The sequence below is a fragment of the Homoserinimonas sp. OAct 916 genome (assembly GCF_003260275.1).
Lineage (GTDB): Bacteria > Actinomycetota > Actinomycetes > Actinomycetales > Microbacteriaceae > OACT-916.
Map to the genome: position 1 here is coordinate 240795 of NZ_QJHB01000002.1, position 25078 is coordinate 265872.

General features: G+C 62.5%; 22 protein-coding genes and 1 pseudogene. 6 read left to right on the forward strand and 17 right to left on the reverse strand.

Features of this window, described 5'->3' with window-relative positions; translation table 11 throughout:
- Positions 1-5: 5 nt before the first annotated feature.
- The 3 genes from DL891_RS03455 to DL891_RS03465 form a co-directional block, all read right to left on the reverse strand.
- Complete coding sequence (locus DL891_RS03455; RefSeq protein ID WP_111719023.1) at positions 6-788, reverse strand: 3-oxoacyl-ACP reductase; 783 nt, start codon at positions 786-788, stop codon at positions 6-8.
- Positions 789-866: 78 nt separating this feature from the next.
- Positions 867-2306 (reverse strand): aldehyde dehydrogenase, encoded by a 1440-nt coding sequence (locus tag DL891_RS03460; protein ID WP_111719024.1) that lies wholly within the window; start codon positions 2304-2306, stop codon positions 867-869.
- A 2-nt stretch (positions 2307-2308) separates the two neighbouring features.
- A complete protein-coding gene (locus DL891_RS03465) occupies positions 2309-3688 on the reverse strand; it encodes a glutamine synthetase family protein (protein ID WP_111719025.1) in 1380 nt (459 codons plus the stop codon).
- A 265-nt stretch (positions 3689-3953) separates the two neighbouring features.
- Between DL891_RS03465 and DL891_RS03470 the strand changes: the two genes are divergently transcribed.
- The 5 genes from DL891_RS03470 to DL891_RS03490 all read left to right on the forward strand — a co-directional run bounded on the left by DL891_RS03470 (position 3954) and on the right by DL891_RS03490 (position 9563).
- A complete protein-coding gene (locus DL891_RS03470) occupies positions 3954-5081 on the forward strand; it encodes an ABC transporter substrate-binding protein (protein WP_111719026.1) in 1128 nt (375 codons plus the stop codon).
- 129 nt (positions 5082-5210) lie between these two features.
- Entirely contained in the window at positions 5211-6032 is an 822-nt protein-coding gene (locus tag DL891_RS03475) for an ABC transporter permease subunit (protein WP_232818994.1), read from the forward strand.
- Between the two features lie 17 nt (positions 6033-6049).
- Positions 6050-6862: an ABC transporter permease gene (locus DL891_RS03480; RefSeq protein WP_232818995.1), complete on the forward strand. Its 813-nt coding sequence runs from the start codon at positions 6050-6052 to the stop codon at positions 6860-6862.
- A gap of 26 nt (positions 6863-6888) precedes the next feature.
- On the forward strand, positions 6889-7905 hold the full coding sequence (locus DL891_RS03485; RefSeq protein ID WP_232818996.1) for an ABC transporter ATP-binding protein: 1017 nt from the start codon (positions 6889-6891) through the stop codon (positions 7903-7905).
- A gap of 209 nt (positions 7906-8114) precedes the next feature.
- On the forward strand, positions 8115-9563 hold the full coding sequence (locus DL891_RS03490) for a cytosine permease (RefSeq protein WP_111719121.1): 1449 nt from the start codon (positions 8115-8117) through the stop codon (positions 9561-9563).
- 58 nt (positions 9564-9621) lie between these two features.
- On the opposite strand, the pseudogene DL891_RS17430 reads toward DL891_RS03490, so the two are convergent.
- From DL891_RS17430 to DL891_RS03550, 12 genes and pseudogenes are all read right to left on the reverse strand, one after another.
- A pseudogene (locus DL891_RS17430) lies at positions 9622-9816 on the reverse strand (CoA ester lyase); the annotation flags it as partial.
- Between the two features lie 27 nt (positions 9817-9843).
- Entirely contained in the window at positions 9844-11124 is a 1281-nt protein-coding gene (locus DL891_RS03500; protein ID WP_111719030.1) for a methylaspartate ammonia-lyase, read from the reverse strand.
- Between the two features lie 104 nt (positions 11125-11228).
- The gene (locus DL891_RS03505) at positions 11229-12077 is read right to left on the reverse strand and encodes an acyl-CoA dehydrogenase (protein ID WP_111719031.1); all 849 of its coding nucleotides are present in this window, start codon (positions 12075-12077) and stop codon (positions 11229-11231) included.
- A complete protein-coding gene (locus tag DL891_RS03510; protein WP_111719032.1) occupies positions 12074-13309 on the reverse strand; it encodes a CaiB/BaiF CoA-transferase family protein in 1236 nt (411 codons plus the stop codon). Before DL891_RS03510 ends, DL891_RS03505 begins: the two co-directional genes overlap by 4 nt.
- A 10-nt stretch (positions 13310-13319) precedes the next feature.
- The gene (locus DL891_RS03515; protein WP_111719033.1) at positions 13320-14507 is read right to left on the reverse strand and encodes a dipeptidase; all 1188 of its coding nucleotides are present in this window, start codon (positions 14505-14507) and stop codon (positions 13320-13322) included.
- Positions 14507-15889 (reverse strand): M20/M25/M40 family metallo-hydrolase, encoded by a 1383-nt coding sequence (locus DL891_RS03520; protein WP_157962364.1) that lies wholly within the window; start codon positions 15887-15889, stop codon positions 14507-14509. The genes DL891_RS03515 and DL891_RS03520 overlap by 1 nt, the downstream gene beginning before the upstream one ends.
- A gap of 17 nt (positions 15890-15906) precedes the next feature.
- Positions 15907-16620, reverse strand: coding sequence for a creatininase family protein (locus DL891_RS03525; protein WP_111719035.1), 714 nt, complete (start codon positions 16618-16620; stop codon positions 15907-15909).
- 147 nt (positions 16621-16767) lie between these two features.
- On the reverse strand, positions 16768-17724 hold the full coding sequence (locus tag DL891_RS03530; RefSeq protein ID WP_111719036.1) for a ketopantoate reductase family protein: 957 nt from the start codon (positions 17722-17724) through the stop codon (positions 16768-16770).
- Between the two features lie 26 nt (positions 17725-17750).
- Positions 17751-18599, reverse strand: coding sequence for an alpha/beta fold hydrolase (locus DL891_RS03535; RefSeq protein WP_111719037.1), 849 nt, complete (start codon positions 18597-18599; stop codon positions 17751-17753).
- A gap of 64 nt (positions 18600-18663) precedes the next feature.
- On the reverse strand, positions 18664-20370 hold the full coding sequence (locus DL891_RS03540) for a DUF885 family protein (RefSeq protein ID WP_157962365.1): 1707 nt from the start codon (positions 20368-20370) through the stop codon (positions 18664-18666).
- A 56-nt stretch (positions 20371-20426) separates the two neighbouring features.
- On the reverse strand, positions 20427-21125 hold the full coding sequence (locus DL891_RS03545; protein ID WP_198668751.1) for an SDR family NAD(P)-dependent oxidoreductase: 699 nt from the start codon (positions 21123-21125) through the stop codon (positions 20427-20429).
- Positions 21126-21398: 273 nt separating this feature from the next.
- A complete protein-coding gene (locus tag DL891_RS03550; protein WP_232818986.1) occupies positions 21399-22151 on the reverse strand; it encodes an alpha/beta fold hydrolase in 753 nt (250 codons plus the stop codon).
- A 214-nt stretch (positions 22152-22365) separates the two neighbouring features.
- Here DL891_RS03550 and DL891_RS03555 point away from each other — a divergent pair, with 214 nt between their 5' ends.
- The gene (locus DL891_RS03555; RefSeq protein WP_198668752.1) at positions 22366-23169 is read left to right on the forward strand and encodes an SDR family NAD(P)-dependent oxidoreductase; all 804 of its coding nucleotides are present in this window, start codon (positions 22366-22368) and stop codon (positions 23167-23169) included.
- Positions 23170-23175: 6 nt separating this feature from the next.
- Here DL891_RS03555 and DL891_RS03560 read toward each other — a convergent pair whose 3' ends face one another.
- Together DL891_RS03560 and DL891_RS03565 are read right to left on the reverse strand one after the other, a co-directional pair.
- On the reverse strand, positions 23176-24072 hold the full coding sequence (locus DL891_RS03560; protein ID WP_111719041.1) for a MurR/RpiR family transcriptional regulator: 897 nt from the start codon (positions 24070-24072) through the stop codon (positions 23176-23178).
- Between the two features lie 70 nt (positions 24073-24142).
- Complete coding sequence (locus tag DL891_RS03565; protein WP_111719122.1) at positions 24143-25057, reverse strand: isoaspartyl peptidase/L-asparaginase family protein; 915 nt, start codon at positions 25055-25057, stop codon at positions 24143-24145.
- Between the last annotated feature and the right edge of the window lie 21 nt (positions 25058-25078).

Below are 25078 nucleotides of genomic sequence, written 5' to 3' on the forward strand. Positions count from 1 at the left end.
CCGTCTCACTCAAAGTCGGATTCCAAGGGGGTCACATAGGCGTGTGAGAGGCCGCCGTCGACCAGAAATTCCGTCGCGGTGATGAAACTGGCTTCGTCGCTGGCCAGAAATGCCACGGCGTTCGCGACCTCCTCCGGTTCGGCGAAGCGCCCCATGGGAATGTGGATCAGGCGACGTGCGGCACGTTCCGGATCCGTGGCGAACAGTTCCTGCAGCAGCGGCGTGTTCACCGGCCCGGGGCAGAGGGCATTCACCCGGATCCCCTTGCCGGCGAACTGCACTCCCAGCTCGCGGGTCATCGCCAGAACCCCGCCCTTCGAGGCCGTGTAGGAGATCTGGGAGGTGGCCGCCCCCATCAGCGCCACGAACGAGGCGGTGTTGATGATCGAGCCCGCGCCCTGTTCCAACATGTACGGCAGCGCCGCCTTGCAGCACAGGTAGACGCTGGTGAGGTTTACCTGCTGCACGCGGTTCCAGGCCTCGATGCCGGTCTTCAGGATCGAGTCGTCGTCGGGCGGCGAGATCCCAGCGTTGTTAAAGGCGATGTCGACGCTGCCGAATGTCGCCTTGGCGTGCGCGAACAGGGCCTCGACCTCGGCCTGATCGGTGACATCCGTCCGGAGAAACGACCCGCCCAGTTCTTCGGCGATCCGCGGCCCGTTCACGTTGTCGAGGTCACCGATGACCACTCGCGCACCCTCGGCCACGAACTTCCTCGCCGTCGCGAGTCCGATCCCCGAGCAGCCCCCAGTGATCACGCCCACTTTTCCTTCGAGCTTTCCCGTCATTCTGTGTGCCTCCGCCCTTTCATTGTCGGTTCATTCGCGCTGATTCAAATTTCGGATGCGTCGGTCAGTCGTCAGTGGTCAATCGTCGGTGGCGATGAAGACGTTCTTCACATCGGTGAACGAGTTCGGCGCATCCGGCCCCAGTTCGCGCCCCAACCCCGATTGTTTGAAGCCGCCGAACGGGGTCCAGTACCGCACCGATGCGTGCGAGTTGATTGACAGATTGCCGCTGGCCACCCCCCGCGCCACCCGCAGCGCGCAGCCGATGTCCGAGGTGAAGATCGAGCCAGACAGTCCGTATTCCGTGTCATTCGCTTTCTGGATGGCATCCGACTCGTCATCGAAGGGCATGACAGCGACGACCGGCCCGAAGATCTCGGCGCGCCAGAGCGCATCCTCGGCCGTATCCGGCAGCACAACGGTCGGCGGCAGCCAGAACCCGGCGCTGGGCCCGGCCGTGGCGCCCCGGTACGCCACGTTCGCCCCGTCTAGGTGGGCGAGGACCGAGTCGCGCTGGCTGGCCGAGATGAGCGGTCCCATCTGCGCGTCGGCCGAGGCTGGGTCGGTCATTCGAAAGGCTTTGACCGCGGGTTCCAGCAACTCCAGAAAGCGCTCGTACACGGTCGACTGAACCAGAATTCTGGACCGGGCACAGCAGTCCTGACCGGCGTTGTCAAAGGCTGCGCCGGGGGCCGTGGCCGCAGCCACTTCGAGGTTGGCATCATCGAAGATGATGTTTGCGCTCTTGCCTCCGAGCTCCAGGGTGAGGCGCTTCACCTGGTCGGCACAGCCACGCATGATCTGTTTGCCCACGCTGGTCGACCCGGTGAACGACACCTTGCGCACCAGCGGATGGGTCACGAAACGGTCCCCGACCACCGCCCCCGGTCCCGGGATCACCGTGAACACATGCTCCGGAAGTCCGGCCTCCACCGCGAGCTCGGCCAGGCGCATCGCGGTGAGCGGAGTCAGCTCGGCTGGTTTCAGCACCACAGTGTTCCCGGCGGCAAGCGCCGGCGCGAATCCCCATCCCGCGATCGGCATCGGAAAATTCCACGGCACGATGATGCCGACCACCCCGAGCGGTTCGTGGAATGTGACGTCGAGGCCGCCAGCCACCGGGATCTGGCGGCCGAACAGCCGTTCCGGTGCCGCCGAATAGTAGTTGAGCACGTCCCGTACGTTTGCGGCCTCCCACCGGGCGTTCGAAATGGTGTGCCCTGAGTTCGCGACCTCCAGCCAGGCCAGTTCCTCCAGATTCTCCTCGACTGCCGATGCAAAGGAGCGCAGCAGCCTGGCGCGCTCCCCCGGGGCGATCGCGCTCCAAGGAGCTGAGGCCCGGTGGGCGTGCTCGATCGCCTGGTCGGTGTCGTTCCGATCGGCCAGTTGCACCGTGGTGAGCCGTGTTGCGGTGGCCGGGTTGAGGAGATCCACACTCCCGCCGCCAGAGAACGGTGAGGCCGGGAATCTCAATGGCGAGAACTCGGCGGGTTGCGACTGTGTGACGGTTGAGTTCATTTTCAGAGCCTTTCGAACCCGCGACGAAGCTCCCAGTCGGTGATGGCCGCGTCGAAGGCCGCGATCTCGACGTCGGCATAGTTCAGGTAGTGCTTGATGACCTCGTGGGAGAAGGCCTCTCGCGCGATCGTCGAATTCGCGAGCAGGTCTCTGGCCTCGTGCAGGGTGGTCGGCACCGTCGGGGCACCGGAGGTGTAGGCGTTTCCGGAAACCGCCGCCGGAAGCTCAAGCTCGTGTTCGATGCCGTATAGGCCGCCGGCGAGCATGGCAGCCAACGCGAGGTACGGGTTCACGTCACCACCGGGCAACCGGTTCTCGAGGCGGGCGCTTCGGCCGTGCCCGACCAACCGAACCGCGCAGGTGCGATTGTCGATGCCCCACGCCACCGCAGTCGGCGCGAACGAACCCGGTACAAAGCGCTTGTACGAGTTGATGTTGGGCGCGTAGAACAACGTGAACTCGCGCATGGTGTGCAGCACCCCGGCGATGAAGTGGTCGTACAGCGGCGTGCGCCGCCCTCTTTCCTGATCCCAGAAGACGAATTCCCCCTCGATGCCGCGCAGCGACATGTGAATGTGGCAGGAGCTGCCGTCGCGCTCATTGGGCTTGGCCATGAACGTCATCGACTTGCCCTGCTGGTGGGCGATGTCCTTTGCGACCGTCTTGTAGACAGTGTGGTTATCGGCCGTCGTGACCACTTCGTCGTATTCGAAGGCGATCTCGTGCTGGCCCAGGTTGCATTCGCCCTTGGCGCTCTCAACCGTCATGCCGGCCTGATAAAGAGTGCTTCGGAGAGTGCGCAGCAGCGGTTCCACACGCAGGGATCCGAGAATGGAATAGTCGACGTTGAACTGGTTTGACGGGGTCAGGTCGACGTAACGCCTGTTCCAGGCGTCTTCGTAGGTGTTCTCGTAGATCATGAACTCGAGCTCGGTTCCCGCCAGGACCCTCCATCCGCGGGCGGCCGCCCTCTCGGCCTGGACGCGCAACATGGTGCGCGGCGACATCGGAACCGAACCACCGTCGATCTGGCCGAGGTCGCACTGGATCATCACCGTGCCGGGGCGGTGTGGCAACCGGCGTATCGTGTCGAGATCCAGCACGAACGCCATGTCGCCATAGCCCTTTTCCCAGGACGTGCTGTCGTAACCGCCCACCGTCTCCATCTCGACGTCAACGGCCAGCAGGTAATTGCAGCCGTCGGTTCCGTCGGCAAGTGCCGATTCCAGGAAGAAGGGTGCATGCAGCAGTTTTCCCTGGAGCCGGCCCTGCATGTCGGTGAAGGCAAGAATGACTGTGTCGGTCTCACCGCTTGAGATCATGTCGGTCAACTGTTCGACGGTCAGCATGCGGTTGTTGCGAGGATGGGGGGCCTGCGTCATGGGATGCAACCACTCATTTCAGTCCACGTGGCGCCGCCGTGGCGTCCGTATCTCCGATGCTATTGGTTGCCAGCCCCCAATAGGGATCCAACCCGGTCAGCCGGAACAGATCTCGGGCGCGATAGTTTCCCAATCGTTCACAAACTGATACCCCAAACCGTCGCCACCACCCAGTAGCATGCAGACAAGGCGGCCAAACGCCACACTCGACTTCTCTTCGTCGGCGACGTGCACGGATGGCTGAAATTGTACCAATGGAGGAACAATGTTCAAGACACGCACCATCACCGCCGCTCTGGCCGTCGCGGCGGTTGCAGCACTCACCCTGAGCAGCTGTTCGTCCGGCTCTGGCGCCACGCCGTCCGCTAGTGGGGTTGACGCCTCGACAGCGACCAGCGCTGAGGCATTCGGCGGAATCGACGGCCTGGTCGCCGCCGCCAAGGCAGAGGGTACGCTCAACGTCATTGCCCTTCCCGACGACTGGGCCAACTACGGCAAAATCATCGCCGCGTTCAAGACGAAGTACGGGCTCACCGTGAACTCCGCGAACCCGAACGGGTCGAGCGCCGACGAGATCAAGGCCGCCGACGACAACAAGGGCCAGGACACCGCGCCCGACGTCTTCGACCTGGGAACGGCGGTCGCCCTGGCCAGCACGGCGAAGTTCGCGCCCTACAAGGTTGCGAACTGGGCTGAGATCCCCGACGGCAACAAGGAGCCGACCGGCCTGTGGGTCAACGACTACACCGGCAGCATGTCGATCGGCTACAACTCAGCCAAGTACGCGGCACCGACGTCGTTGGATGACCTCTTGAAAGCGGATTACAAGGGCGCCGTGGCCATCAACGGAGACCCCACTCAGGCCGGGGCCGCGTTCGCCGCCATCGGGTTCATCACGGTGCAGAGCGGCGGCACCCTGGATGACTTCCAGCCGGGCATCGACTTCGTGCAGAAGCTGAGCAAGGCCGGCAACTTCCTGACGGTGGACCCCACGCCGGCGACCATCGCCTCGGGTGAGACCGGCGTTGTCTTCGACTGGAGCTTCAACAATGTTGCTGCCGCGGCGACGGTTGATGGTTGGAAGGTCACCGGCCTCCCCGGTGTCGCGTACATCAGCTATTACAACCAGGCCATCAACATCGATGCCCCGCACCCCGCCGCAGCCCGCCTGTGGCAGGAGTTCCTGTACACCCCCGAAGCCCAGAACCTGTATCTAGCCGCCGGCGCCTACCCGGTGACCCTCGATGCGATGATCACGGCCAAAACCGTCGACCAGGCGGCGCTCGACGCGGTCGGTCCCCTTCCGGACAAACGGGTCACCCCGACCACGGAGCAGACCGACGCGGCCAACGCCCTTCTGTCCAAGGAATGGGCGGCGGCTATCGGCCAGTAGCTGATACCAGTGACTATCGCTGACACGCCTGGCGGTGCGGGTGGTGACGTCGGGGTCGAACCCCGACGTCACCCCGGCCCCGCGGCCGAGCCGACTCGTCGCAAGAAGCGCAGTTGGGCCTTTCTCGGGTTGACGCCGTTCGCGTTCTATGTGCTCGCCTTTTTGGCACTGCCGACGATTCTGGCCCTGGCCACCGGCTTCTTCGACACTGACGGCACTATCACCCTGGGAAATATCGCGGCCCTGTTCGATCCGGTGATTGTGAACACTTTCATCTCCTCGTTCTGGTTGTCAGCATTGACCGCGGTCGTCGGGGCGATCGTCGGAGCGGTGATCTGTTACGCAATGCTCGGGGCCAGGCCGGAGGGACGCCTGCGGCAGACGATCGAGTCGGCGTCGAGCGTGCTCGCCCAATTCGGTGGTGTGATGCTCGCCTTCGCGTTCATCTCCATGATGGGTGCGGCCGGGCTGGTCACCGTTTTGTTGAAGTCGACGATCCATTTCGACATCTACGCGGATGGGGTCTGGCTGTATACGGTTCCGGGGCTCATCCTGCCCTACCTGTATTTTCAGATCCCGTTGATGGTGATCGTCTTCCTGCCGGCGATGGAGGGATTGAAACCACAATGGGCCGAGGCGAACGCGACACTCGGTGGAACCCGCTTCACCTACTGGACGCGGATCGCGGCCCCCGTATTGGCGCCGGCTTTCTTCGGAAGCCTGCTGTTGCTGTTCGCCAATGCGTTCTCGGCCTTTGCCACAGCTGCTGCACTGATCAGCCAGGGGTCGCAGATCGTGCCCCTGCAGATTCGCGCGGCCCTGGTCAGTGAGACCATTCTCGGCCGGTCGAACATGGCCGGTGCACTCGCGCTGGGCATGATCGTCGTCATGATCATCGTGATGACCGCCTATTCGTTCCTGCAGAAACGCACGACCAGGTGGCAGCGGTGAGCCGCGCGGCAACCGGCGTGCGCAGCGCCCCCACCGCCGGAACGCGGCGCTGGATCCTTGCGGTGATCGGCGTGCTTTTCGCCATTCCTATTCTGTCGATGATCGAATTCTCGCTTCGCCAGGGACTCGCGGGCGGGTACACGCTTGACCACTGGACCGGCTTGTTCAACCCGGCCAACGCATCGCGGTACCAAGTGGTGTGGACCGGTCTGGTCAACTCTCTCGTGCTGGCGGTCGTCACCGTCGCAATCGTATTGTTCGTGCTTCTGCCAACCATGGTGCTCGTACAGCTGAGCTTTCCGTCGCTCGTACGATTGCTTGAGTTCATCTGCATCATCCCGATCACTGTTCCCGCAATCGTGCTGGTGGTCGGGCTCGCACCGGTCTATTCGGTCGTGGCACAGATCTTTGGCAGCTCCGTCTGGACGCTCGCGTTCGCCTACGGCATCACGGTTCTGCCCTACGCGTATCGCACCCTCCAGTCGAACCTCGGGGCTATCGACGTGATCACGTTGAGTGAGGCGGCCCGCTCGCTCGGCGCCGGCTGGGGCTCGGTGTTCTGGCGGGTGCTGATCCCGAACCTGCGCCGCGGCATCCTGGCCGCCTCCTTCATCTCTGTGGCCGTGGTACTCGGCGAGTTCACCATCGCCTCATTGCTCAGCAGGCAGAACCTGCAGACCTCGATCCTGCTGATGTCGCAGACCGACCCCTACGTCGCGGTGATCATCGCGCTTCTCGCACTCGCCTTCGTATTCGTGCTCCTCCTCGTGATCGGCGGAGTGGGAGCAGCCGGTCAAAAGGGCCGGAGAAAGACCAGGACCCAATCGTGAGATCCACTCAATCCGTCGCCGTCACCCTGGCGAACATCACCAAGACGTTCGCGGGACAGCCCGCCCTGAGCGGCTTCGACCTCTCCGTGCACCCGGGCGAGTTCGTCGCCCTGCTCGGGCCCAGCGGCTGCGGCAAGACGACCGCCCTGCGCTCACTGGCCGGGCTGGAGACCATCGATTCGGGAACGATAATGATCGACGGCGAAGACGTCACCGACCAGGCGACGAACAAGCGCGACATGGGCATGGTCTTCCAGTCATACTCGTTGTTTCCCCACCTGACCGCGGGCGAGAACGTGGAGTTCGGGCTGAGGATGCGCAAGGTTCCGGCAACCGAGCGGCGGCAGCGGGCAGCCGAGTCCCTCGCCCTGGTCGGCCTTGATACCCACGCGGCCCGGTACGCCCATGAGTTGAGCGGAGGGCAGCAGCAACGAGTCGCGCTGGCCCGTGCGCTGGTGACCGAACCCCGGGTGCTCCTACTGGACGAGCCATTGTCGGCCCTCGATGCGAAGGTGCGGGTGCAACTGCGCGAAGAGATCCGTCGCATTCAGATCGACCTCGGCATCACTACACTGTTCGTCACCCACGACCAGGAGGAGGCGCTCGCCATCGCTGACAGGGTCGCGGTGATGCAAGCGGGCACGATCGAGCAGATCGGCACCCCGGAAGAGCTCTACCGCAGCCCGGCGACGCCATTCGTGGCGGAATTCATCGGGCTGAGCAACCGTGTCACGGGTGTGGTCTCCGGTGGCGAGGTGCTGGTTCTCGACTCCCGGCTGCCGTTGCTTCACCCGGAGACCCCGCCGGGCGCCGTGCTGGTGCTGCTGCGCCCGGAGGAGATCGAACTGGTGGCCTCGGGCATTCCCGGTACCGTCGTGACAACGAGTTTTCTCGGTTCGATCCGTCGCACCGGGGTACGTCTGGCCGATGGTTCCGTGATTGCCGTGCAGCACGCGGCCAGACACACGCCCGCCGTGGGCGAAACCGTGCACCTGGAGTTGAGTGGGGCCGCGGTCGCCGTGGTGCCGGCGCCGGTCGATTGACCCAGCAGCGCGCCCCACGTTCACGCTGTTTTTCGGGCCCCCCTCCCAGCGAGCGCGCTCAGGCGTAAAATATGAATTGTCAGGCAGCACACAGGACCCCACCAGAATCCGCGCTCCACACATTCACGTGCGTCGCCGATCTGCGGCCCCGGTACCCACGACCTCCACAACGGGATCGAGGACGTACCTGATGTGAAGTGGGACAGATCATGGCCAGGATCCATCCGGCAGCATCGACGGCCGGTATCGAGCGTCATACCATCGAGCACGTTCCCGAAACAGATCGGCACGGGCATCCGTGGAGCCTGTTCGCCGTATGGTTCGGCGCAAACATGCAGATCACCACGATCGTCACCGGCGCCCTCGGAGTGGTTCTTGGTCTTCCGCTGCCGTGGGCGATTCTTGCCATCGTGGTCGGGAATCTTTTCGGGGCCGTCTTCATGGCGCTTCATTCGGCACAGGGGCCCGTGCTCGGCATTCCGCAGATGATCCAAAGTCGGGCGCAGTTCGGCTACTTCGGCGCGATCGTGCCCCTGATCCTGGTTCTGCTGATGTACATCGGCTTCTTCGCCAGCAGCGCCGTTCTCGGCGGGCAGGCTCTCGCGACCTGGTGGCACATCCCATTCGTGCTCGCCGCGATCATCTTGTCGATTGCGATCACTATTGTCACGATCTACGGGTACCGCACCATTCACCGTTTCGAGCGTGTGGTCAGCGTCATCGCGGCGATCGCATTCATCTACATCACGATCGAGTTGTTCGCCCAGAACAATATCGGGCACGCCTGGGTTGCGGGGGGCGAGTTCACGGCCGGAACCTTCCTGTTGGTCGTGGCGATCGCAGCCACCTGGCAGATCACCTACGCGCCGTATGTGGCCGACTATTCCCGCTACCTGCCCTCGAACACCTCCATCCGCGCTTCGTTCTGGTGGACCTATGCCGGCACCGTGATCGCAGCGATCTGGATGATGTCGCTCGGATCGATCGCCGTCGCGGTCGCCTCGGATGCGTTCAACAGGGGCACCTCCGACTTCATCGTCGGTCTCGCCCCCGGCGGTTGGGGCTGGTCGATCTCCATTGTGCTGATCCTTGGCATCGCCGCGGTGCAGGTGCTGAACCTGTACGGCATGTTCATGTCGTCAACCACGACGATCGACGCCTTGAAGAAGTTGCGCATGCACACCTCGACCCGCGTTTGGTTCATTCTGGTCGCCGCTGTGGTGGGTACGGCCGTCGGAATAATCGGAGAGAACAACTTTCTCCAGTACTTCTCGAACTTCATCCTGTTCCTGGCATATTTCTTGATCCCGTGGACAGCGATCAACCTGGCCGACTTCTACCTGGTCAGGCACGGTGCCTACGACCTTGACGCGATCTTCGACGCCAACGGCATCTACGGTCGCGTCAACTGGCGCACGATGATCGCCTACGTTGTCGCCATCGTGGTTGAAGTCCCGTTCGTGAACTCGTCGTTCTATGTCGGGCCATTCGTCGACCCGCTCGGCGGCGCCGACATCTCCTGGATCATCGGAATGATCGTGGCTGCTGGGCTCTATGTGGTGCTCATGCGCCCTGTGGCCGCCCGGCAATTGAGTCAACTGTCCCATTCGAACAGCACAACCCCCATGAGCACCCACACATCGACGATGGCGGGCTGACGTGTCGTACCGGGAATGTTGAAATACACTGTGTCCACCGCAGCCTCCCCGTTCGCGCCCGCTCGGGGTCGAGAGTGCTCGCGGCGAGCGCCGAGCGGGCATCCTCCTTCGACGAAGCCGCCACCGCATCCTCCAGGTCCATGATCACCGCGTCCGAGCGTTCGGCCCCTTTGGCATAACGCTCCGGTCGGTCCGCCGGGCAGAACAACAGCGCCGGGCCAAGGGTGAAGCCGCTGGCGATCACGCTCGACATGCCAGAGTCACTCCCCTATCCGATGCGTCAGGCACGAGACCGCACATCGTCCAGATGGCGATCCAGGCGGAGTATGCGGTTCATCTCGTTGGAAACAATTGCCAACCCCTCATCCACGCCCATTCCCGGCTTCGCCAGCATCTGGGTGGCTCCGGTGGCAACGCCGATATTGGCGGTCACAATGGCGGAGCGGTCAGTTTCCGAGCAGCTCCCACCGAGCACGGTCCCTACCCCATGTGCCTGGCAGTCCAGGATCGCATCGACAGTATGGTGGATCGACCCGAGGTCAGGTGTCTTGATCTGCACCAGATCGACCGCCCCCGCCTCGACGAACAGGTGGATGTCCTCGGCTGTGTTCGCCCACTCGTCGGCGACGATCTCAACGCGTGAGCCCCGCTCGGCGAGCAGGCGTCGCAGGGCGCCGAGGGTCTCGATCTGGCCGCCGCGGCTCCCGGCGTCGATCGGATGCTCGATACGAAGCCCGTGCGGTCCCGCCGCGCGTTCGAGCCGCTGGATGATGTCGGCAGTCCCTTCAACGGAGCCCTCGGCCTGCACCCCGATTTGGCCATACACGTCCAGGTGCAGGGTCGGCAGGTAATCCGCATTCGCGGAGAGTTCGGCCAGACGTTTCCGGATCCAGAGCACGTACGCCTCAAGCGCTTCTCCCCCCACACCGACGAGGGTTGGGGTGTTGATCAGGCCGTGCGGGAGAACCGGCACATTCTTGAGGATCATCTTGTCAACGTTCTCGTAGCGTTCCTCCCCCGACTGGGAGTAGATGGGCACCGTCGCCCACGGCTCAGACAGGTTCCACTCGTCTCGAACCACCCTGGCCATCAGGTGGTGCCCGGCGGCGTGCGCCGCCGCATCCAGAAGCGCCTGGGAGACCCCGTAGGCTGCTGAACGCCCGAGGCCGTCGATTCCGGCGATCAGGGACTCGGCAGCCAGCGCCGCAGCCCGAAAGTTGCTCACGTCGAATCCTCGGAGCAACGGGGCAAGCTCTTCCTGCAGCACTTCGACCAGGTGCGCTGCGTGGAAGCGCGGTTCACGGCCGCCGACACCGGAGTACTGCACGCTGACGCAGTCGCCGACCGCGACATAACCGTCGCTCAGAACCAACATGACCGATACCGATTCGGCTGGCTCCCGAACCGACGAGTAACCCGGTGTCACAGCATTGCCGCGGTAGGTCGCCCCGTCGCGCTCGGCGCCCGATCTGATGGCGGCCTGATCATCGAAGAAGAAGCCGCCGAGCCCTGCTGAGGCAATCAGGGCTTCGACGTGGAGGGTTGTTCGGCGTTCGGTCATTGGTGATCTTCCTTCTCTGCAACACACATCTTGGATTGGGCGAACGCTGTTTCGGCTTGGGCTGTCCGCTTGCCGGCCGTCGGCCGCACAGAGCGAACTGCCCGCTATGGGAGCGCGCACGGCGTGGCAAGCACTGCGCTCGCCCTCATACTCTGAACTCCCCCGCGGGTGAAGACCGCCAGATCCAACATGCCCGTCTCCTCGTCCATTCGTCCGCGGAGCTCAAGGGGGTTCTCGTCGAATGCGGGGGCGGTTGAACGGAAGGTGAACGACGCCACTTGTCGGTCCGGGTATGTTCGATCAGCGAGGTCGGCGAGCAGAAGGGCCTGAAGGGGCCCGTGCACCACCAGACCGGGGTATCCCTCGACACCCCTCGCGTAGTCGCGATCGTAATGGATGCGGTGCGCGTTGTAGGTGAGTGCCGACATTCGAAACAAGACCACGGGATCGATCACTACGCTTCGACCCCACGTCCAGTCGGTGTCGACCTGAGTGCTCTCGGCCATCCGCGCGGAACCTGTGGCATCACGGTAGACGATGTCGTTGCGATCTGAGATCGATCCGCCCTCGGACGCGATCTCGTGCTCGACGGTCACGAACAGCAGGTCACCGGACCGTCCGCTCTTTTCAGTGACATCCGTGACCAGGGACCTTCGCTGCAACGGCGCACCGATCGCCACGTTCCCGCTGACGGAGACCGTGCCGCCGGCATACATGCGGCGCCGACCCGCTGCCGGAGGCAGAAATCTGCCGGTGACCGGGTGCCCGTCTGGAGAGATCTCAGACTGTCGGGCCCGCGGTGTGAACGCCAGCCAGTGCCAGAGGATCGGTAACGGTTGCCCGGTGATAGGTGCAGTTCCAGGACGGTCCAACAGGTCATGCAGGTTGCCCGCAGCGGCCTCGGCGATCGCGTCCTCCCGATACTCCTCGGTCGGAGTCCAGCGGGCATTCACGAGCTGACTCCAGCCTCGGGCGCAATTGGTTTCACCGGCCCGAAAGCCCCGGACGCCTCCGCTTCGGCCACGTCATCTTCGGTGAATTCGATCAGGCCACGCAGAACGTCGTGAGTGTGTTCGCCACGTTGCGGGGCGCGCGCGACGGGTGCGGTGTGGTTTCCGACCTTGACCGGTGACGCGATCGTCTTGACCGTGCCGTAAAGCGGGTGCTCCGCCTCCACGATCATGTTGCGTGCGGCAACCTGCGGATCCAGGAACGCGTCAGCGACAGTATTCACCTCGCCGCACGGCACTGCCGCAGCCCGCAACGGCACCATCCACTCGGCGACCGTGCGCGTGGCGATGATCTCATCCAGAACCTCTTGGAGTTCCTCCGCATTGCGCTGCCGGTCTGCCAGAAGCCGAAACTTCGGGTTCTCGGCCAGGTCGGGACGTCCGATCACCTGGGTCAGGCGTAGCCAGAACTTCTCCTTGGGTGCAGCGATGACCATCCACGCGTCCAATGCTTTGTAGGCCTGGAAGGGGACGATCGACGGGTGGGCGGAGTGATGCATCCGCCGGGGGGTGTAGCCCGCGTTGAGATGCCAGACTCCGGGATACGTCAACATGCTCAATGCCGTGTCGTAGAGGCTCACATCGCAGTCCATACCGATTCCGTCGCGGTTGGCGGCGTGCAGTCCCGCCAGGAGCGCCAGTGCTGCAACATAGCCGGTGGAGAAGTCGACGATCGAGAGACCGGATTTGGTGGGTGGGCCATCCGGCTCCCCAGTGAGGTCCATCCAGCCCGAAAGCCCCTGAATCACATAGTCGTACCCGGGTTCGGCGCGACGCGGCCCGGTCATGCCGAATCCACTCAGGGAGCAGCAGACAATCGCGGGGTTGAATGTCTTCAAGTCGTCGTACGTGATCCCGATCTTCTCGGGTACGTCACCGCGCATATTCGAGTACACCGCGTCGCTGACCCGCACGAGTCGGTTGAAGATATCCCGGCCCACCGCGGAATTCAAGTCGAGTGAGATGGACTTCTTACCGCGGTTGAATGTTTCGAAGAAGAGCGAGTCCTCACCCTGTCGATACGGCGGAACCGTGCGCCCGACGTCGCCTCCGACGTTGGGGTCCTCGATCTTGATCACTTCTGCGCCGAGGTCGGCCAAGTGGGACGAGCCGAAGGGGCCGGCTCCATACTGCTCAAGGGCCAGTATTCGAATCCCGCTGAGTGGCAATGTCATGATGGGCTCGTCACACCCAGATTTCTTCAAGGGCGCGCAGGATATTGCCGCCGAGCACTTTGATGATCTCTTCATCGCTGAAACCTTCACGCACCAGCCACGCGGCGATGTTGTGGAAGTTCTCGGTCGGATTCTCCAAGCCGTCGACATACGGGACCAATTCATGTTCCGGTCCCGCGGCGATCGCATCCTTGTTCAGCAGTCCCGCGAACGTCGTGTGCAGCCCGACGTGGTCTCCGTACAGTGTGTCCGGCCCGAACCCCACGTGGTCAATTCCCACGAGATCCAGGCAGTACATGAAATGGTCCATCACCGAAAGAATGCTGTGCTTCGGGTGGGCTTTCGAGATGGTCGTATGGGGCGCAGCCGACATGCCGATCACACCCCCCGTCTCGGCGATCGCCTTCAGCGCGGCATCAGACTTCAGACGGGGGATGTCCCAGATCGCTCGTGCACCGGCGTGAGTCATGAACACGGGACGGTCAGACACCGCGCACGTCTGGATGCCCGTGAGATCCGAGGAGTGCGAGACGTCGATCGCCAGCCCCAACCGGTTCATTCGCGCAACCGCTTTACGCCCCAGATTTGTCAGACCGCCATCGGTGGGCTCGTTCAATCCCGAGCCCAGCGCGTTCGAGTCAGAGTATGCAATGCCGATCTGCCGCAATCCGAGTCCGTGCAATACGTCGAGTTTTTCGATGTCGTTGTTGATCGGCGTCGCAGCCTCCAAACCGAAGACGAGACCAACAGTTCCTTCTGCGTGCGCGGCACGGATGTCTGCCACTGTCTTGATCACCACGACCCGGGACTGATGGGCGAGATCTGCCTGGCGCATCCCGAGGTCAGTGACAACGTCGTCCCATTGCCACGGGGCGTTGCCGGTGACGCAGGCGGTGCCGTTCATCATGTTGTCGAAGACGACTGTCAGCCCCGACGCCGCAAGACCGTTGAACGCGGTGTGTTGGCGGCCGGTGCGGTTATAGGCCGGCGTGTCGCTCATGTCCGCCGGAAAGAGCACCGGGTGATCGTGCAAGCTGATCGTGATGTTCTCGGCCAGCAGTGCTTCAGCCCGGGCTATGGTCGCTGTGTCGAAACCGCCGTCATACGCGGGCACCCGATCGAATTCCGGTGCGAGCTCCGCGGGAGGCGTGCGATCCAAGCCGAGGTAGTCGTAGGAACGGTAGTCGCCTGATGACATCAGGCCACCCCGATCGCGTCTGTCTGTTCGCCGGCAGGAACGAGGTGCTCGGCCAACAGGATCCAGAGCTTCTCCCAGGCTCGCATTCCCTCGGAAATGCGGCGGAGCCGCAAGAATTCGTTCGGGGCGTGCAGGTTCTCGTCCGCTGTCGAGAAGGAGAAGAAGATGGTCTTCGCGCCGAGCACCTCCTCGAACATCGTCGTCGGCGGCAGCGTGCCCGCGATAACGGCGAGCAGCACGTCTTCGCCCGGGTAGACATGGTTCAAGGCGGCCGTGGCAGCGCGGATCGCCGGATGGTCGGCGTCAATTCGATACGCGGGGACGCCCCCTCTGTCCACATTGACCTCGACTTCGACTCCCGGGAGATCAAGATCCGCGATGTGCCGGGTGATGGCGTCCGCAACTTGGCCCGGGTCCTGCATGCCGACCAGTCGGCAGGAGATGTTGCCGGTGGCAACATGCGGGATCACCGTGTATTTGCCGCCACCGCTGACGCCATTGATCTCCAGGGTCGGTCGCTCCCACAGTCGTTGCAGAGTGCTGTAGCCGGCTTCGCCGAACAGCGCGGGAGATCCGACGGAGTCGCGGTACTCCTCCTCGTCGAACCAGACAGCATCAATCTCGGCCCGGCGTTCGTCGCTGAGCTCGCTGACCCCGTCGTAGAACCCGTCGACGGCAACACGACCCGTGTCGTCGTGCAGGCTGGCGAGGATGGCACTCAGTGCGTGAACGGGGTTTGCGACCGTACCGCCGAAACGACCGGAGTGCAGGTCGCGGTGCGCGCCGGTCACCACCACGTCGAGGGTCACCAGCCCTTTCGACGCGATAGACAGCGAGGGTTCGGTCGGGCGCCATTGGGCGCCGTCCGCGGAGATGACGAGGTCTACTGCCAGTTCCTCGGCGTGCTCTCGAACATATCGCGGCAAGTTGGGGCTGCCGATCTCTTCTTCGCCCTCGAGCAGGAATTTCACGTTCAGCGGAAGTCCGCCTCGCTGGGCCATGAACGCCTGCGCCATCTTGAGAACGATGAAAACGGGTCCCTTGTCATCGGTGACGCCTCGGCCACGCGCGATGTCGCCGTCGACGGTGAGCGTGTACGGTTCGGAGTCCCATTCGTCAAGACTGCCCGTGGGCTGCACGTCATAGTGGCCGTAGATCAGAACAGTGGGCGCTCCCGGTGCCTCGAGCCAGTCGGCCCGGACCACGGGGAAGCCTGCGGTCTCCACGATTCGGCCGTTCGCGAAGGACAACTGGTTGGCAAGCCACCCTGCGGCCTCGCGCATCGTCTCACTCGAAGCGCTTCGGCTGTTGCTCGGGATTCCGACGTATTCCGCCAGCTCCGGCAAGAGCTGTTCGGTGGTCGGAAATTCTAATTCGTGCACAAATCTTCCTTGTTCTCTCATCGCTGAGTCCATCCGTTCTCAAGCAGGTCTCTTACTTCCGTCACTCCGGCCTTCCAAACCTCGGCCATGTCGGCGTCCGGGCGTTCGTAGGCTCCACCGTGGCTACCATCGGCAGAAAGCCGCCGCATCTCGACCCGGTCGACGCTGCCGCTCAGCCCGCGCGAGAGTACAGGTTTGCTTCCTTCAGGAACCTCTACCCCATCGATGCGGGTCCAGGGGAAGCTCTCGACCCACGCGCCGTGCAGTTGATCGGGGTCGAACCTGCTGGCAGCGGCCGCCGTTGCGGGGGCGTTGTACCAACTGTGGAACAAAACCTCCACTGACCGTTCGCGCGGAACACTCGACCACTCCCGGATGAGCCCAGTGACCGGGGAGTTGCCGCCGTGTCCGTTCACGATCGCGATCCTGCGAAATCCCTGGCCGGCAATGCAGTCGAGCAAGTCACGGACGACCTCGATGTACGTACTCATGCGCAGGCTCATGGTGCCCGGGTACTCGGTGAAGTACGGCGCCATGCCGAAGGGCAGCACCGGAAGCACCGGCACACCCAAGGGTTCGGCGGCTTCGATTGAAACTCGCTCGGCCAAGATCGCATCGGTTCCAAGCGACAGGTAGCCGTGTTGCTCCGTCGAACCGATTGGCAGAACGATGCGGTCGTCGGTTTCGAGATACTGCTCCATCTGCATCCAGTTTCTCTCGAATACTCTCATCGTCTTCTGGCCTCCAGTGTCATGCTGTCCATCTCAGTACTGTCCATTTCCGTTCTGTTCCCATGCCCGGCCACCAGCCGGGCTGCTGTGCGTAGATTTGCCGCCAGCAGTGCTTCAGCCTTCAGGGCCGTGGCAGGCTGCGCCTCGTCATGTCTCCGGAAGGGTGGCGGCGAACTCGGCGAGTTCGTTGAGGTTCGCCACTTCGCAGACCCGTCGGCCCTCTTCGATGTCATGGATGAGTTCACCGATCTTGTCAAAGATTGGCCCGCGGATATCGCGGAGCATTTCATCGATCTCGGTCTTGCGCTTGCGCACGGCCAGGTCGCGGTAGATCCCGCTGTGCGACTTGGCGCTTCGCAGATTGAAGTCGATGAGACGATCCAGCGAGCCCTCCAGGTCGTCGGGAACGAAACCATCGAAACTCTCCACCACGACCGGCGCCTGGGCGAGAACCTCACGGGCAACCCTGATCATCAACGGGCGATACTCGGGCCGTCTCAGCGTCTCAGCGATCGACAGGTCCGAGACTGCTCCGGCCCAGAGCATCGCACCATAGGCTTCCTTGCCCCACAGGTATCCCAGAACATTATCGGTGGGTTCGGCATACGGCAGCGCCTCCGCCAACTCGATGACCCGGGCGGTGGCGGGGCCTTCACCGAGTTCGCCGACACGGAACGTGCCGATGTTCCCCTGCATGATCCGGCCGGGCCCCATCACGTCTGCCCCGAAGTTCACGAAGCTAGACAGTACCCGCTCTCTGCCGACGGCGTCGATGAGAATATCTGCAGTGAGCCCATTCTGCACCGACAAGACGTAGCCATCGGGGCTCAAGCGGGTGCGCAGAAGCTCTGCTGCCGAGCGCGTGTGATGGCTCTTCACCGCCACGATCGCGTGGTGGATGGTGTCGGGGAGCCCATCAGGAGTCACCGCCGGAATCTGCACAGTGAACTCGTTCACAGGGCCCTCGATCTGTAGGCCCTTGCTGCGGATTTGTGCCACGTGGCTCTCATCCGCGTCGCACAGGAGCACTTCGTGCCCCGCCCGGTGCATGTGAGCACCGATCGTGCCGCCAATTGCGCCGGCACCGATTATCACCATCTTCATCGCGTCTCCTCGACTCGTCTCATCGGTCAGTCGACGGAAACCGGAATCGCGCGATCCATGAAGTCGCGGATGACACGTTGAAACTTCTCCGGCTCCTCCTTCTGCGGCGAGTGTCCGGACTTCTCGAAGATCACCAGTGAAGAATTCGGAATGAGGCTGGCGATTGTCTCGGAGGCACTCACCGGTGTCACCCAGTCGCGTCGCCCCACAGTGACCAGCGTCGGAACGGTGATCGATGGCAGCGCATCTTTAAGGTCGTACGTCGGCCAATTCTCCTGGAAGCACCAGTTGTGTGCCTCATGCCGGTAGATGCCCGCCTCGACGGCCGCATCCGACTTTTCCTTGTCGTACTCGAAGTCATACAACGGAATCATTTCAGCCCAGCACGCCTTCAGATCGGCGTCGTCGCGAATGTTTCCCGTCCAGTACCGGTTGAAGTTGTCCCAGTTGATCTCGACACGATCCTGGTTGTGCGCATTCTCAAAGGCCAGTTCGAGGTTGCTCCCATCAGCCGCCGTGTCGCGGAGCATGATGGCCGATACATGGTCCGGGTATGCGAGGGCATATTCCAACGCGATGAAGCCACCGTAGGAGCCACCGGCCACCACAATCTTGTCCGCCCCGGCCCACTGACGCAATCCGTCGACATCCGCAGCCCACTGCGCGTGGGAATACGGCGGAATACCCTCGCTCAGGCCACAGCCGCGAGCGTCGAACACGATCACCCGAAACCGATCCGCCAACGGACCGAATGTCGCCTTCGGCTCAGCCAACGAACCAATCCCACCCCCGCCGTGATGCGCGATGAGCACCGGGCCATCCTCGGGACCAAACACTTCCACGTTCAAGCGACATCCGTTGATGATGACGTCCATTCTTACTCCTTAGTATTGACGATCCGATTACGTGAGGGTTGGTTCGTGTGCGAGTGGCGCGACGTCAGCTTCCCTGGGCGACCTTCGTCTGCCATCGGCCGATCTGCTGCTCGAGCACCGAGAGCGGCAGGGCCCCATTCTCCAGAACTGCGCCGTGAAACCCGCTGAGCGTGAACCGCCCCCCGAGTGCAGCCTTCGCCCCTTCCCGCAGGCGCAGTATCTCGCGTTTGCCAATAACGTACGACAGTGCCTGTCCGGGCCAGGAGATGTAGCGGTCCACCTCATTGCGTACGTGCGCCTTGGTGGTGGCGGTGTTCTCCCACATGAAGTCGATGGCTTTCTCTCGCGACCAGCCGTAGTAGTGAATCCCCGTATCGACAACCAGGCGGCACGCACGGAGCGCCGAGAACGACAGCATGCCGAGTATGTCCAGGTCACTGGAATAGAGACCGATCTCTTCTGCCAATTGTTCGGAGTAGAGGCCCCAGCCCTCGTTGAAGCTGCAGGCCTCCACATCGAGATGTTTTCGATAACGCGGGATGTCGAGAGTTTGCGCGGTTGCCAGTTGCAGGTGGTGCCCGGGAACCGACTCATGGAACGCGAGGCACTCGTACTCGAAGGTGAAGCGGCTCTGTGGGTCAGATGCGAGAAGACAGTGCGCACCGGGACGGCTGCCATCAACAGCCGGTGGTCGGTAATACGCCAGGGCCGTGTTCTCGGCATCGATCGGGTTGATCTGCTCGACGACGCAGTTCGGAATCTCGTAATGCGGGAAGTACTGGTCCTGGACGGCCTCCGCCCGCATGAGGGCATCCTCAGCGACCTTCACAATTTGCTCACTGCTCTCGAAGCGCAGCGACAGATCGCTGCGCATGCGTTGCGCGATGACGGTGAAGTCGCTCTCACCGATCGCGCCCTGACCGACCTCGCTCCACCGCGCGCGCAACTCGCCCAGCGTGTCCAGCCCGATCTGGTGAATCTGCTCGGGCGTGAGGTCTGTTGTAGTGTTGCGGGCCACCGCACCGATGTAACCGTGCTCCCCGCCGGGGATATTACGGATGCCTACCATGTCGTCGGGGCGTCCGACCGGAAGCAGGTCATCCCTCAACCGCCGGGCGAGTTCGACCATGGCCGGGCGAATCGAATCCTCCACCATCGCCCGGGCACGACGGGTCACGACGTCGTCGTTGTACGCGATCGTGGGCTTGAGCAATGCGTCCTTGTCCAGCGCGAGGGCGAGGTAGCCGTCCAGCTGGCGGGCAGCGTGGTCCACTCCGAGAGCGGTCGGCGTGCGTCCGTCCTTCGCCTCTTCGACGTATCGGTCGCCGAGCGAGCGCAGGAAATCTCCAATACCGTCCAAGCGTGACAAATATCGCTCGGCACCGTCGTCGTCAGTGATCGTCATGACCGGCACGGTCTGGAAGACCAATCCCTGCCGGCTGACGTAACTCTTCGCCGACGCGTTGGCCGCCCAGAGCGAATCGCGTGCATCTCGCTCTGCCCCCCGGTTCAGCACGGTGAGCACGTTGTGATCCAGAACATCCTTCTCGTCGAGCGTGGACACGTCGATCGCGGCCAGCTCATCGGCAATGCCCGCGAAACTGTCGGCCGCTTCGATGCTGGCCTCGCGACTGGGATCGCCCGGGAGTTGGTCGAAGTCATGCAGGCCGAGCAGGGTGGCGTTGTACGGGTCGTAGGTGTGTTGCGTACGAAAGTATCGTTCCCCCAGTTCCGCTAAAGATTCACCTGTGGGCCGCATTGCCGTTTCCATGATGCCTTTCTCACGCGCCGTTTCTGCTCGTCGACTATTCAGGGTGTCGGAAAATCTTAGAAGAGGGAGTGGCCGCCATCGATCGACAGGATCTGGCCGCTGACCCATGAGGCGTCTGGGGCGACGAAGAACCGCACGCCTCGGGCGATGTCCTCCGAGGAACCGGTCTTGCGCACGGGAATGTTCTCCAGGAGGGCGCGCTGCCCTTCTTCGCCGTAGCTCTCCCACTGCTTCTGGGTGGTCGGGTTGGAGAGCACGAAGCCGGGCGCGATGCAATTGACGGTGATGCCGTACTTGCCCAGTTCGTGTGCCATTTGTCGGGTGAAACCGATCTGCGCCGCCTTCGCCGAGGTGTAGGCCTGGATGCCGGTGAGACTGACGCTGCGTCCCGCGCCCGACGAGATGTTGACAATACGTCCATAGCCCCGCTTCTTCATCACACGTGCGGCGGCGCGGGTGCAGTTGAAGGTGGTGCGAAGATTGGCATCGATGACCGCGTTCCACGACTCGTCAGTGACCTCGTCGATGGGCACATGGGTCTGACCGCAGACACCGCCGGCAACATTGACGAGAATGTCGATGGCACCGATTCCTGCGAAGAACTCCTCGACAGCGGCAGAATCGCTCAGATCGACCGTGTCCTTGTCAACTTCGTGCACGATTGCACCCGCAGCACGGATACTCTGCGCGATCGCCCGTCCGATGCCCTGCGCGGTTCCCGATACGACCGCAACCATTCCGTCCAATTCAGCCACGTCACGTGCCTTCTCTCATCCGTAATTGGGGCCGCGCCATTCGGGTCTGAACAACGCGGAGTTTCACAGATCGTGAGGAACAGCTGCGTACGAACTTGCTCGTCAGAGATCAACCTCGATCTGTACTACTAATTACATTAGCAACTCTTTCGTGCGAAAATATAACAATTGAGACAATCAGAGAACTGGGCTGGGGAACATCCGGTCGATGAAATCGCGCATGACTTGCTGGAACTTCTCCGGCTCCTCCTTCTGCGGCGAGTGTCCGGATTTCTAGAAGATCACCAGTTCTGCATTCGGGATGAGCCGCGCAATCGTCTCGGAAGAAGAAAGCGGTGTCACCCAGTCGCTGCGCCCCACAGTGACCAGTGTCGGCGCGACCACAGAAGGAAGGCGCGGCTTGAGGTCGTAGTTCGGAGAATTGTGCTGGAAGCACCAGTTGTGTGCCTCATGCCGGTAGATGCCCGCCTCGACGGCCGCATCCGACTTTTCCTTGTCGTACTCGAAGTCATACAACGGAATCATCTCGGCCCAGCACGCCTTCAGATCGGCGTCGTCGCGAATGTTTCCCGTCCAGTACCGGTTGAAGTTGTCCCAGTTGATCTCGACACGATCCTGGTTGCGCGCAAACTCGAAGGCCAGTTCATCATCAGACGAATCGGAAGAGGTATCGCGCAGGATGATCGCTGACACGTGTTCAGGGTAGGCGAGCGCATATTCCAACGCGATGAAGCCACCGTAGGAGCCACCGGCCACCACAATCTTGTCCGCCCCGGCCCACTGACGCAATCCGTCGACATCCGCAGCCCACTGCGCGTGGGAATACGGCGGAATACCCTCGCTCAGGCCACAGCCGCGAGCGTCGAACACGATCACCCGAAACCGATCCGCCAACGGACCGAATGTCGCCTTCGGCTCAGCCAACGAACCAATCCCACCCCCGCCGTGATGCGCGATGAGCACCGGGCCATCCTCGGGACCAAACACTTCCACGTTCAAGCGACATCCGTTGATGATGACGTCCATGAGTACCCAATCTTCACTCAGATCAGCCTCGCGAGTCCATTCTCGGGAAGCCTGCTTCATGTATTATTGATTACAAGCGTAGTCCATCTCCACAATTTATTACGATCACTACGTGACTCGACGGGCGAAGATCGACAACACCGCCGCAGGATGAGAGAAGAGCTTCTACTCGACGCACGGTGCCACAACAATTGAGCGAAAGAGGAAGATTCAGATGACACGTTTCGATGGCAAGGTCGCCGTGGTAACCGGTTCGGGTAACGGGATTGGACGCGCAATTGCACTGGCGCTGGCCAACGCGGGGGCTCGAGTCGTGGTCTCCGATGTTCTCGTGGAAGACGGCCAACGCACCGTCCAGGAAATCAGTGACCTGGGTGGATCAGCGGCGTTCGTGGCTGCGGACGTCTCGGTTCCCGAACAGGCGCAGAACCTTATCGAAAGCGCGTCTTCGACTTACGGCGGCCTCGACATCCTCGTCAACAATGCGGGCATAGGCGGGGGCTATGCACGGTTGCACGAGGTTGACCCCGAGGCTTTCGACCGGGTCGTCCGGGTCAACCTCGGTGGTACCTTTCTGTGCTCCAAATACGCTATCCCACACTTTCTCGCACAGGGCGACGGACGCATCGTTAATATCGCGTCGACCTACGGCCTCGTCGGTGCACCCAACGCTCCGGCCTACTGCGCCTCGAAGGCCGCCATCATCAATCTCACCAGGCAGTTGGCGGTCGACTACGGCCACGACCAGATCCGTGTGAACGCCATCTGTCCCGGATACATCGACACTAGCCTCGGTCGTCGCCGGTCGAGCCTGAACGCCGAACAGATCGCCGAGGCCACAGCCCGCCGCGAAAAGGCCGCCGGAATGCAACCGCTCGGCCGGCAGGCTCAGCCCTCCGAGGTCGCAGACGCCGTACTTTTCCTGGCCGGCGACGGCGCATCCTTCATGACCGGTTCGATCGTGACGGTTGACGGCGGCTGCACAACCACTTTCAACTACGGCGAAGCCAGTAACTGAGCCCGGCTAGGGAACGATCTGGTCGGTTGTCCCCCGAAATGCACGATGGATCTGGATCGCGTCCTCGTACAGGGCCATACGCTTTAAGGCCTTGTCGCCGATCTCACGGAACACAGCTTCGACCAGGCATTCGACCAGCGTCAGAAGGGCGACGTCGGAATCGAAGGGAATCCCATCCACTGGGACCGGCAGAACCACGTCGGCGAGCTCGGCGCTGGGCGACAGCTCCTGATCGGTGATCACAATCAGGGTTGCGCCGTGCTTCTTCGCCATGCCAGAGATCTGCTTCGCCCGCAGCTCGTACCGGCGCAAATCAAAGACGATGGCAACTGAGTCTTTGCGCAATCTCAAGTACTTGCTGATGTCGTGGCCGAGAGGCTCTTCCGCGAAATCCACGTTTTGGATGATCTGGTCAAGCTGGTACGCCAGGAGCCGGGCGATCTGCCGGGTGAAATACCCCCCGGAGATCACGACGTGTCTCGGCGAATTCGACAACAGCTGAACCGCCTCGTCAAATTCGCTTGGCGGCACACTCGTCAGCAGGCGTTCGGCCAGGCTGATGCGTTCGGAGACGGCCCTCTGGAAATGACTGCCTTCGGCACGCTCGACGTACGCCTGGGTCGCTCTGCTCACCGGGCTGCTGGCCTGCAGGGTGATCTCGTCACGCAACTGTTTCTGGAATTCGGGGTAGCTCCCGTATCCCAGCCGGGCCGCAAACCGCAGAACGGTCGGTGTACTCGTACCGGCGGCATCTGCCAATGCTGTTGCGCTCGCCAACCCCGCGCTCGGGTAATCAGCAAGCAGCGACCGGGCAACCTTTTTCTCCGCCGGGCTCAGCTGGTCCATTCGCGCAAAGACGATCTCTTCGATGCGCAGCATTGCGGTCCCTTCAACGTTATACATTTTCACCTACCGCGCCGGCTACGCCGTCGCCGGTTGACACCGTATCATCGAGCCACCGAAACTGAGCATCTTACGTCAGCGTGATCAATTGTTCAGCGTCCCGGTACGCCGCGAACATGGCGGGCGAGTTATGGGCCACGACAATACGACCGGCCGCGTCAATGGCGATAACGCCGCCATCCACCGAGCGGGTCGCGAGTTCCGCTTCGATCGTCGCGCTCACGGCATCGTCGACTGCGGTACCGGCATAACGCATCCGAGCAGAAATCTCGTGTGCGACAACCCCCTCGATAAAAGCCTCGCCTGCGCCTGTGCACGACACTCCAACCACACCGTCCTTGGCATAGTTGCCTGCGCCGATGATCGGAGTGTCGCCAACGCGACCATCGCTCTGGTTGACCATTCCTCCCGTGGAGGTTGCTGCCGCCAAGTTTCCATGGACGTCGAGCGCAACAGCCCCGACCGTTCCGTGACGAGAGCCCTCAAGAAGCTTCGCCTGCACATTCTTCAACTGATCCTGCCGAAGAGGAGTGATGAAGTAGTCGGCTTCAACGCTTTCGAGCCCCCAGTCCTCGACAAGCTTTTTGGTCGGGGCGACCAGAAGCACATGCTCAGACTCCTCCATCACCTTGCGCGCCAGTCGCACTGGGTTCTTGGCGTACCGTGATACGGCAATCGCGCCAGCCCGCCCGTCACCGGTCATGACTGACGCGTCGAGCTCGGCCTGTCCGGTTGCCGTCAGCGCGGCACCCCGACCCGAGTTGAACAGTGGGTTGTTCTCCAGCTGCTCCACGGTCGCGCAAACGGCATCAAGTGCGCTTCCTCCTGCGGCGAGTACGTGCTCGCCGGCGAGGAACGCGTCGGTCAGACCTGTGGAGTATCGTCCCTGTTCGTCAAGGGACAGCTCGGACAATCGTCCGCCGGCTCCGCCGTGCAGGACGAGTGAATAGCCGGCTGGCGCCGGTTCGACTGTGAATACGCGCATGCTCGTGTTCTCCTCAGTTTT

What these genes read in the sequence shown, in the direction of transcription:
- DL891_RS03530 (WP_111719036.1), bottom strand. Translation starts at nt 17,724, where the DNA reads ATGAAGATGGTGATAATCGGTGCCGGCGCAATTGGCGGCACGATCGGT.
- DL891_RS03460 (WP_111719024.1), bottom strand. Translation starts at nt 2,306, where the DNA reads ATGAACTCAACCGTCACACAGTCGCAACCCGCCGAGTTCTCGCCATTG.
- DL891_RS03525 (WP_111719035.1), bottom strand. Translation starts at nt 16,620, where the DNA reads ATGAGAGTATTCGAGAGAAACTGGATGCAGATGGAGCAGTATCTCGAA.
- DL891_RS03500 (WP_111719030.1), bottom strand. Translation starts at nt 11,124, where the DNA reads ATGACCGAACGCCGAACAACCCTCCACGTCGAAGCCCTGATTGCCTCA.
- DL891_RS03455 (WP_111719023.1), bottom strand. Translation starts at nt 788, where the DNA reads ATGACGGGAAAGCTCGAAGGAAAAGTGGGCGTGATCACTGGGGGCTGC.
- DL891_RS03465 (WP_111719025.1), bottom strand. Translation starts at nt 3,688, where the DNA reads ATGACGCAGGCCCCCCATCCTCGCAACAACCGCATGCTGACCGTCGAA.
- DL891_RS03560 (WP_111719041.1), bottom strand. Translation starts at nt 24,072, where the DNA reads ATGTATAACGTTGAAGGGACCGCAATGCTGCGCATCGAAGAGATCGTC.
- DL891_RS03555 (WP_198668752.1), top strand. Translation starts at nt 22,366, where the DNA reads ATGACACGTTTCGATGGCAAGGTCGCCGTGGTAACCGGTTCGGGTAAC.
- DL891_RS03550 (WP_232818986.1), bottom strand. Translation starts at nt 22,151, where the DNA reads ATGGACGTCATCATCAACGGATGTCGCTTGAACGTGGAAGTGTTTGGT.
- DL891_RS03490 (WP_111719121.1), top strand. Translation starts at nt 8,115, where the DNA reads ATGGCCAGGATCCATCCGGCAGCATCGACGGCCGGTATCGAGCGTCAT.
- DL891_RS03515 (WP_111719033.1), bottom strand. Translation starts at nt 14,507, where the DNA reads ATGTCATCAGGCGACTACCGTTCCTACGACTACCTCGGCTTGGATCGC.
- DL891_RS03470 (WP_111719026.1), top strand. Translation starts at nt 3,954, where the DNA reads ATGTTCAAGACACGCACCATCACCGCCGCTCTGGCCGTCGCGGCGGTT.
- DL891_RS03540 (WP_157962365.1), bottom strand. Translation starts at nt 20,370, where the DNA reads ATGGAAACGGCAATGCGGCCCACAGGTGAATCTTTAGCGGAACTGGGG.
- DL891_RS03565 (WP_111719122.1), bottom strand. Translation starts at nt 25,057, where the DNA reads ATGCGCGTATTCACAGTCGAACCGGCGCCAGCCGGCTATTCACTCGTC.
- DL891_RS03510 (WP_111719032.1), bottom strand. Translation starts at nt 13,309, where the DNA reads ATGACATTGCCACTCAGCGGGATTCGAATACTGGCCCTTGAGCAGTAT.
- DL891_RS03535 (WP_111719037.1), bottom strand. Translation starts at nt 18,599, where the DNA reads ATGGACGTCATCATCAACGGATGTCGCTTGAACGTGGAAGTGTTTGGT.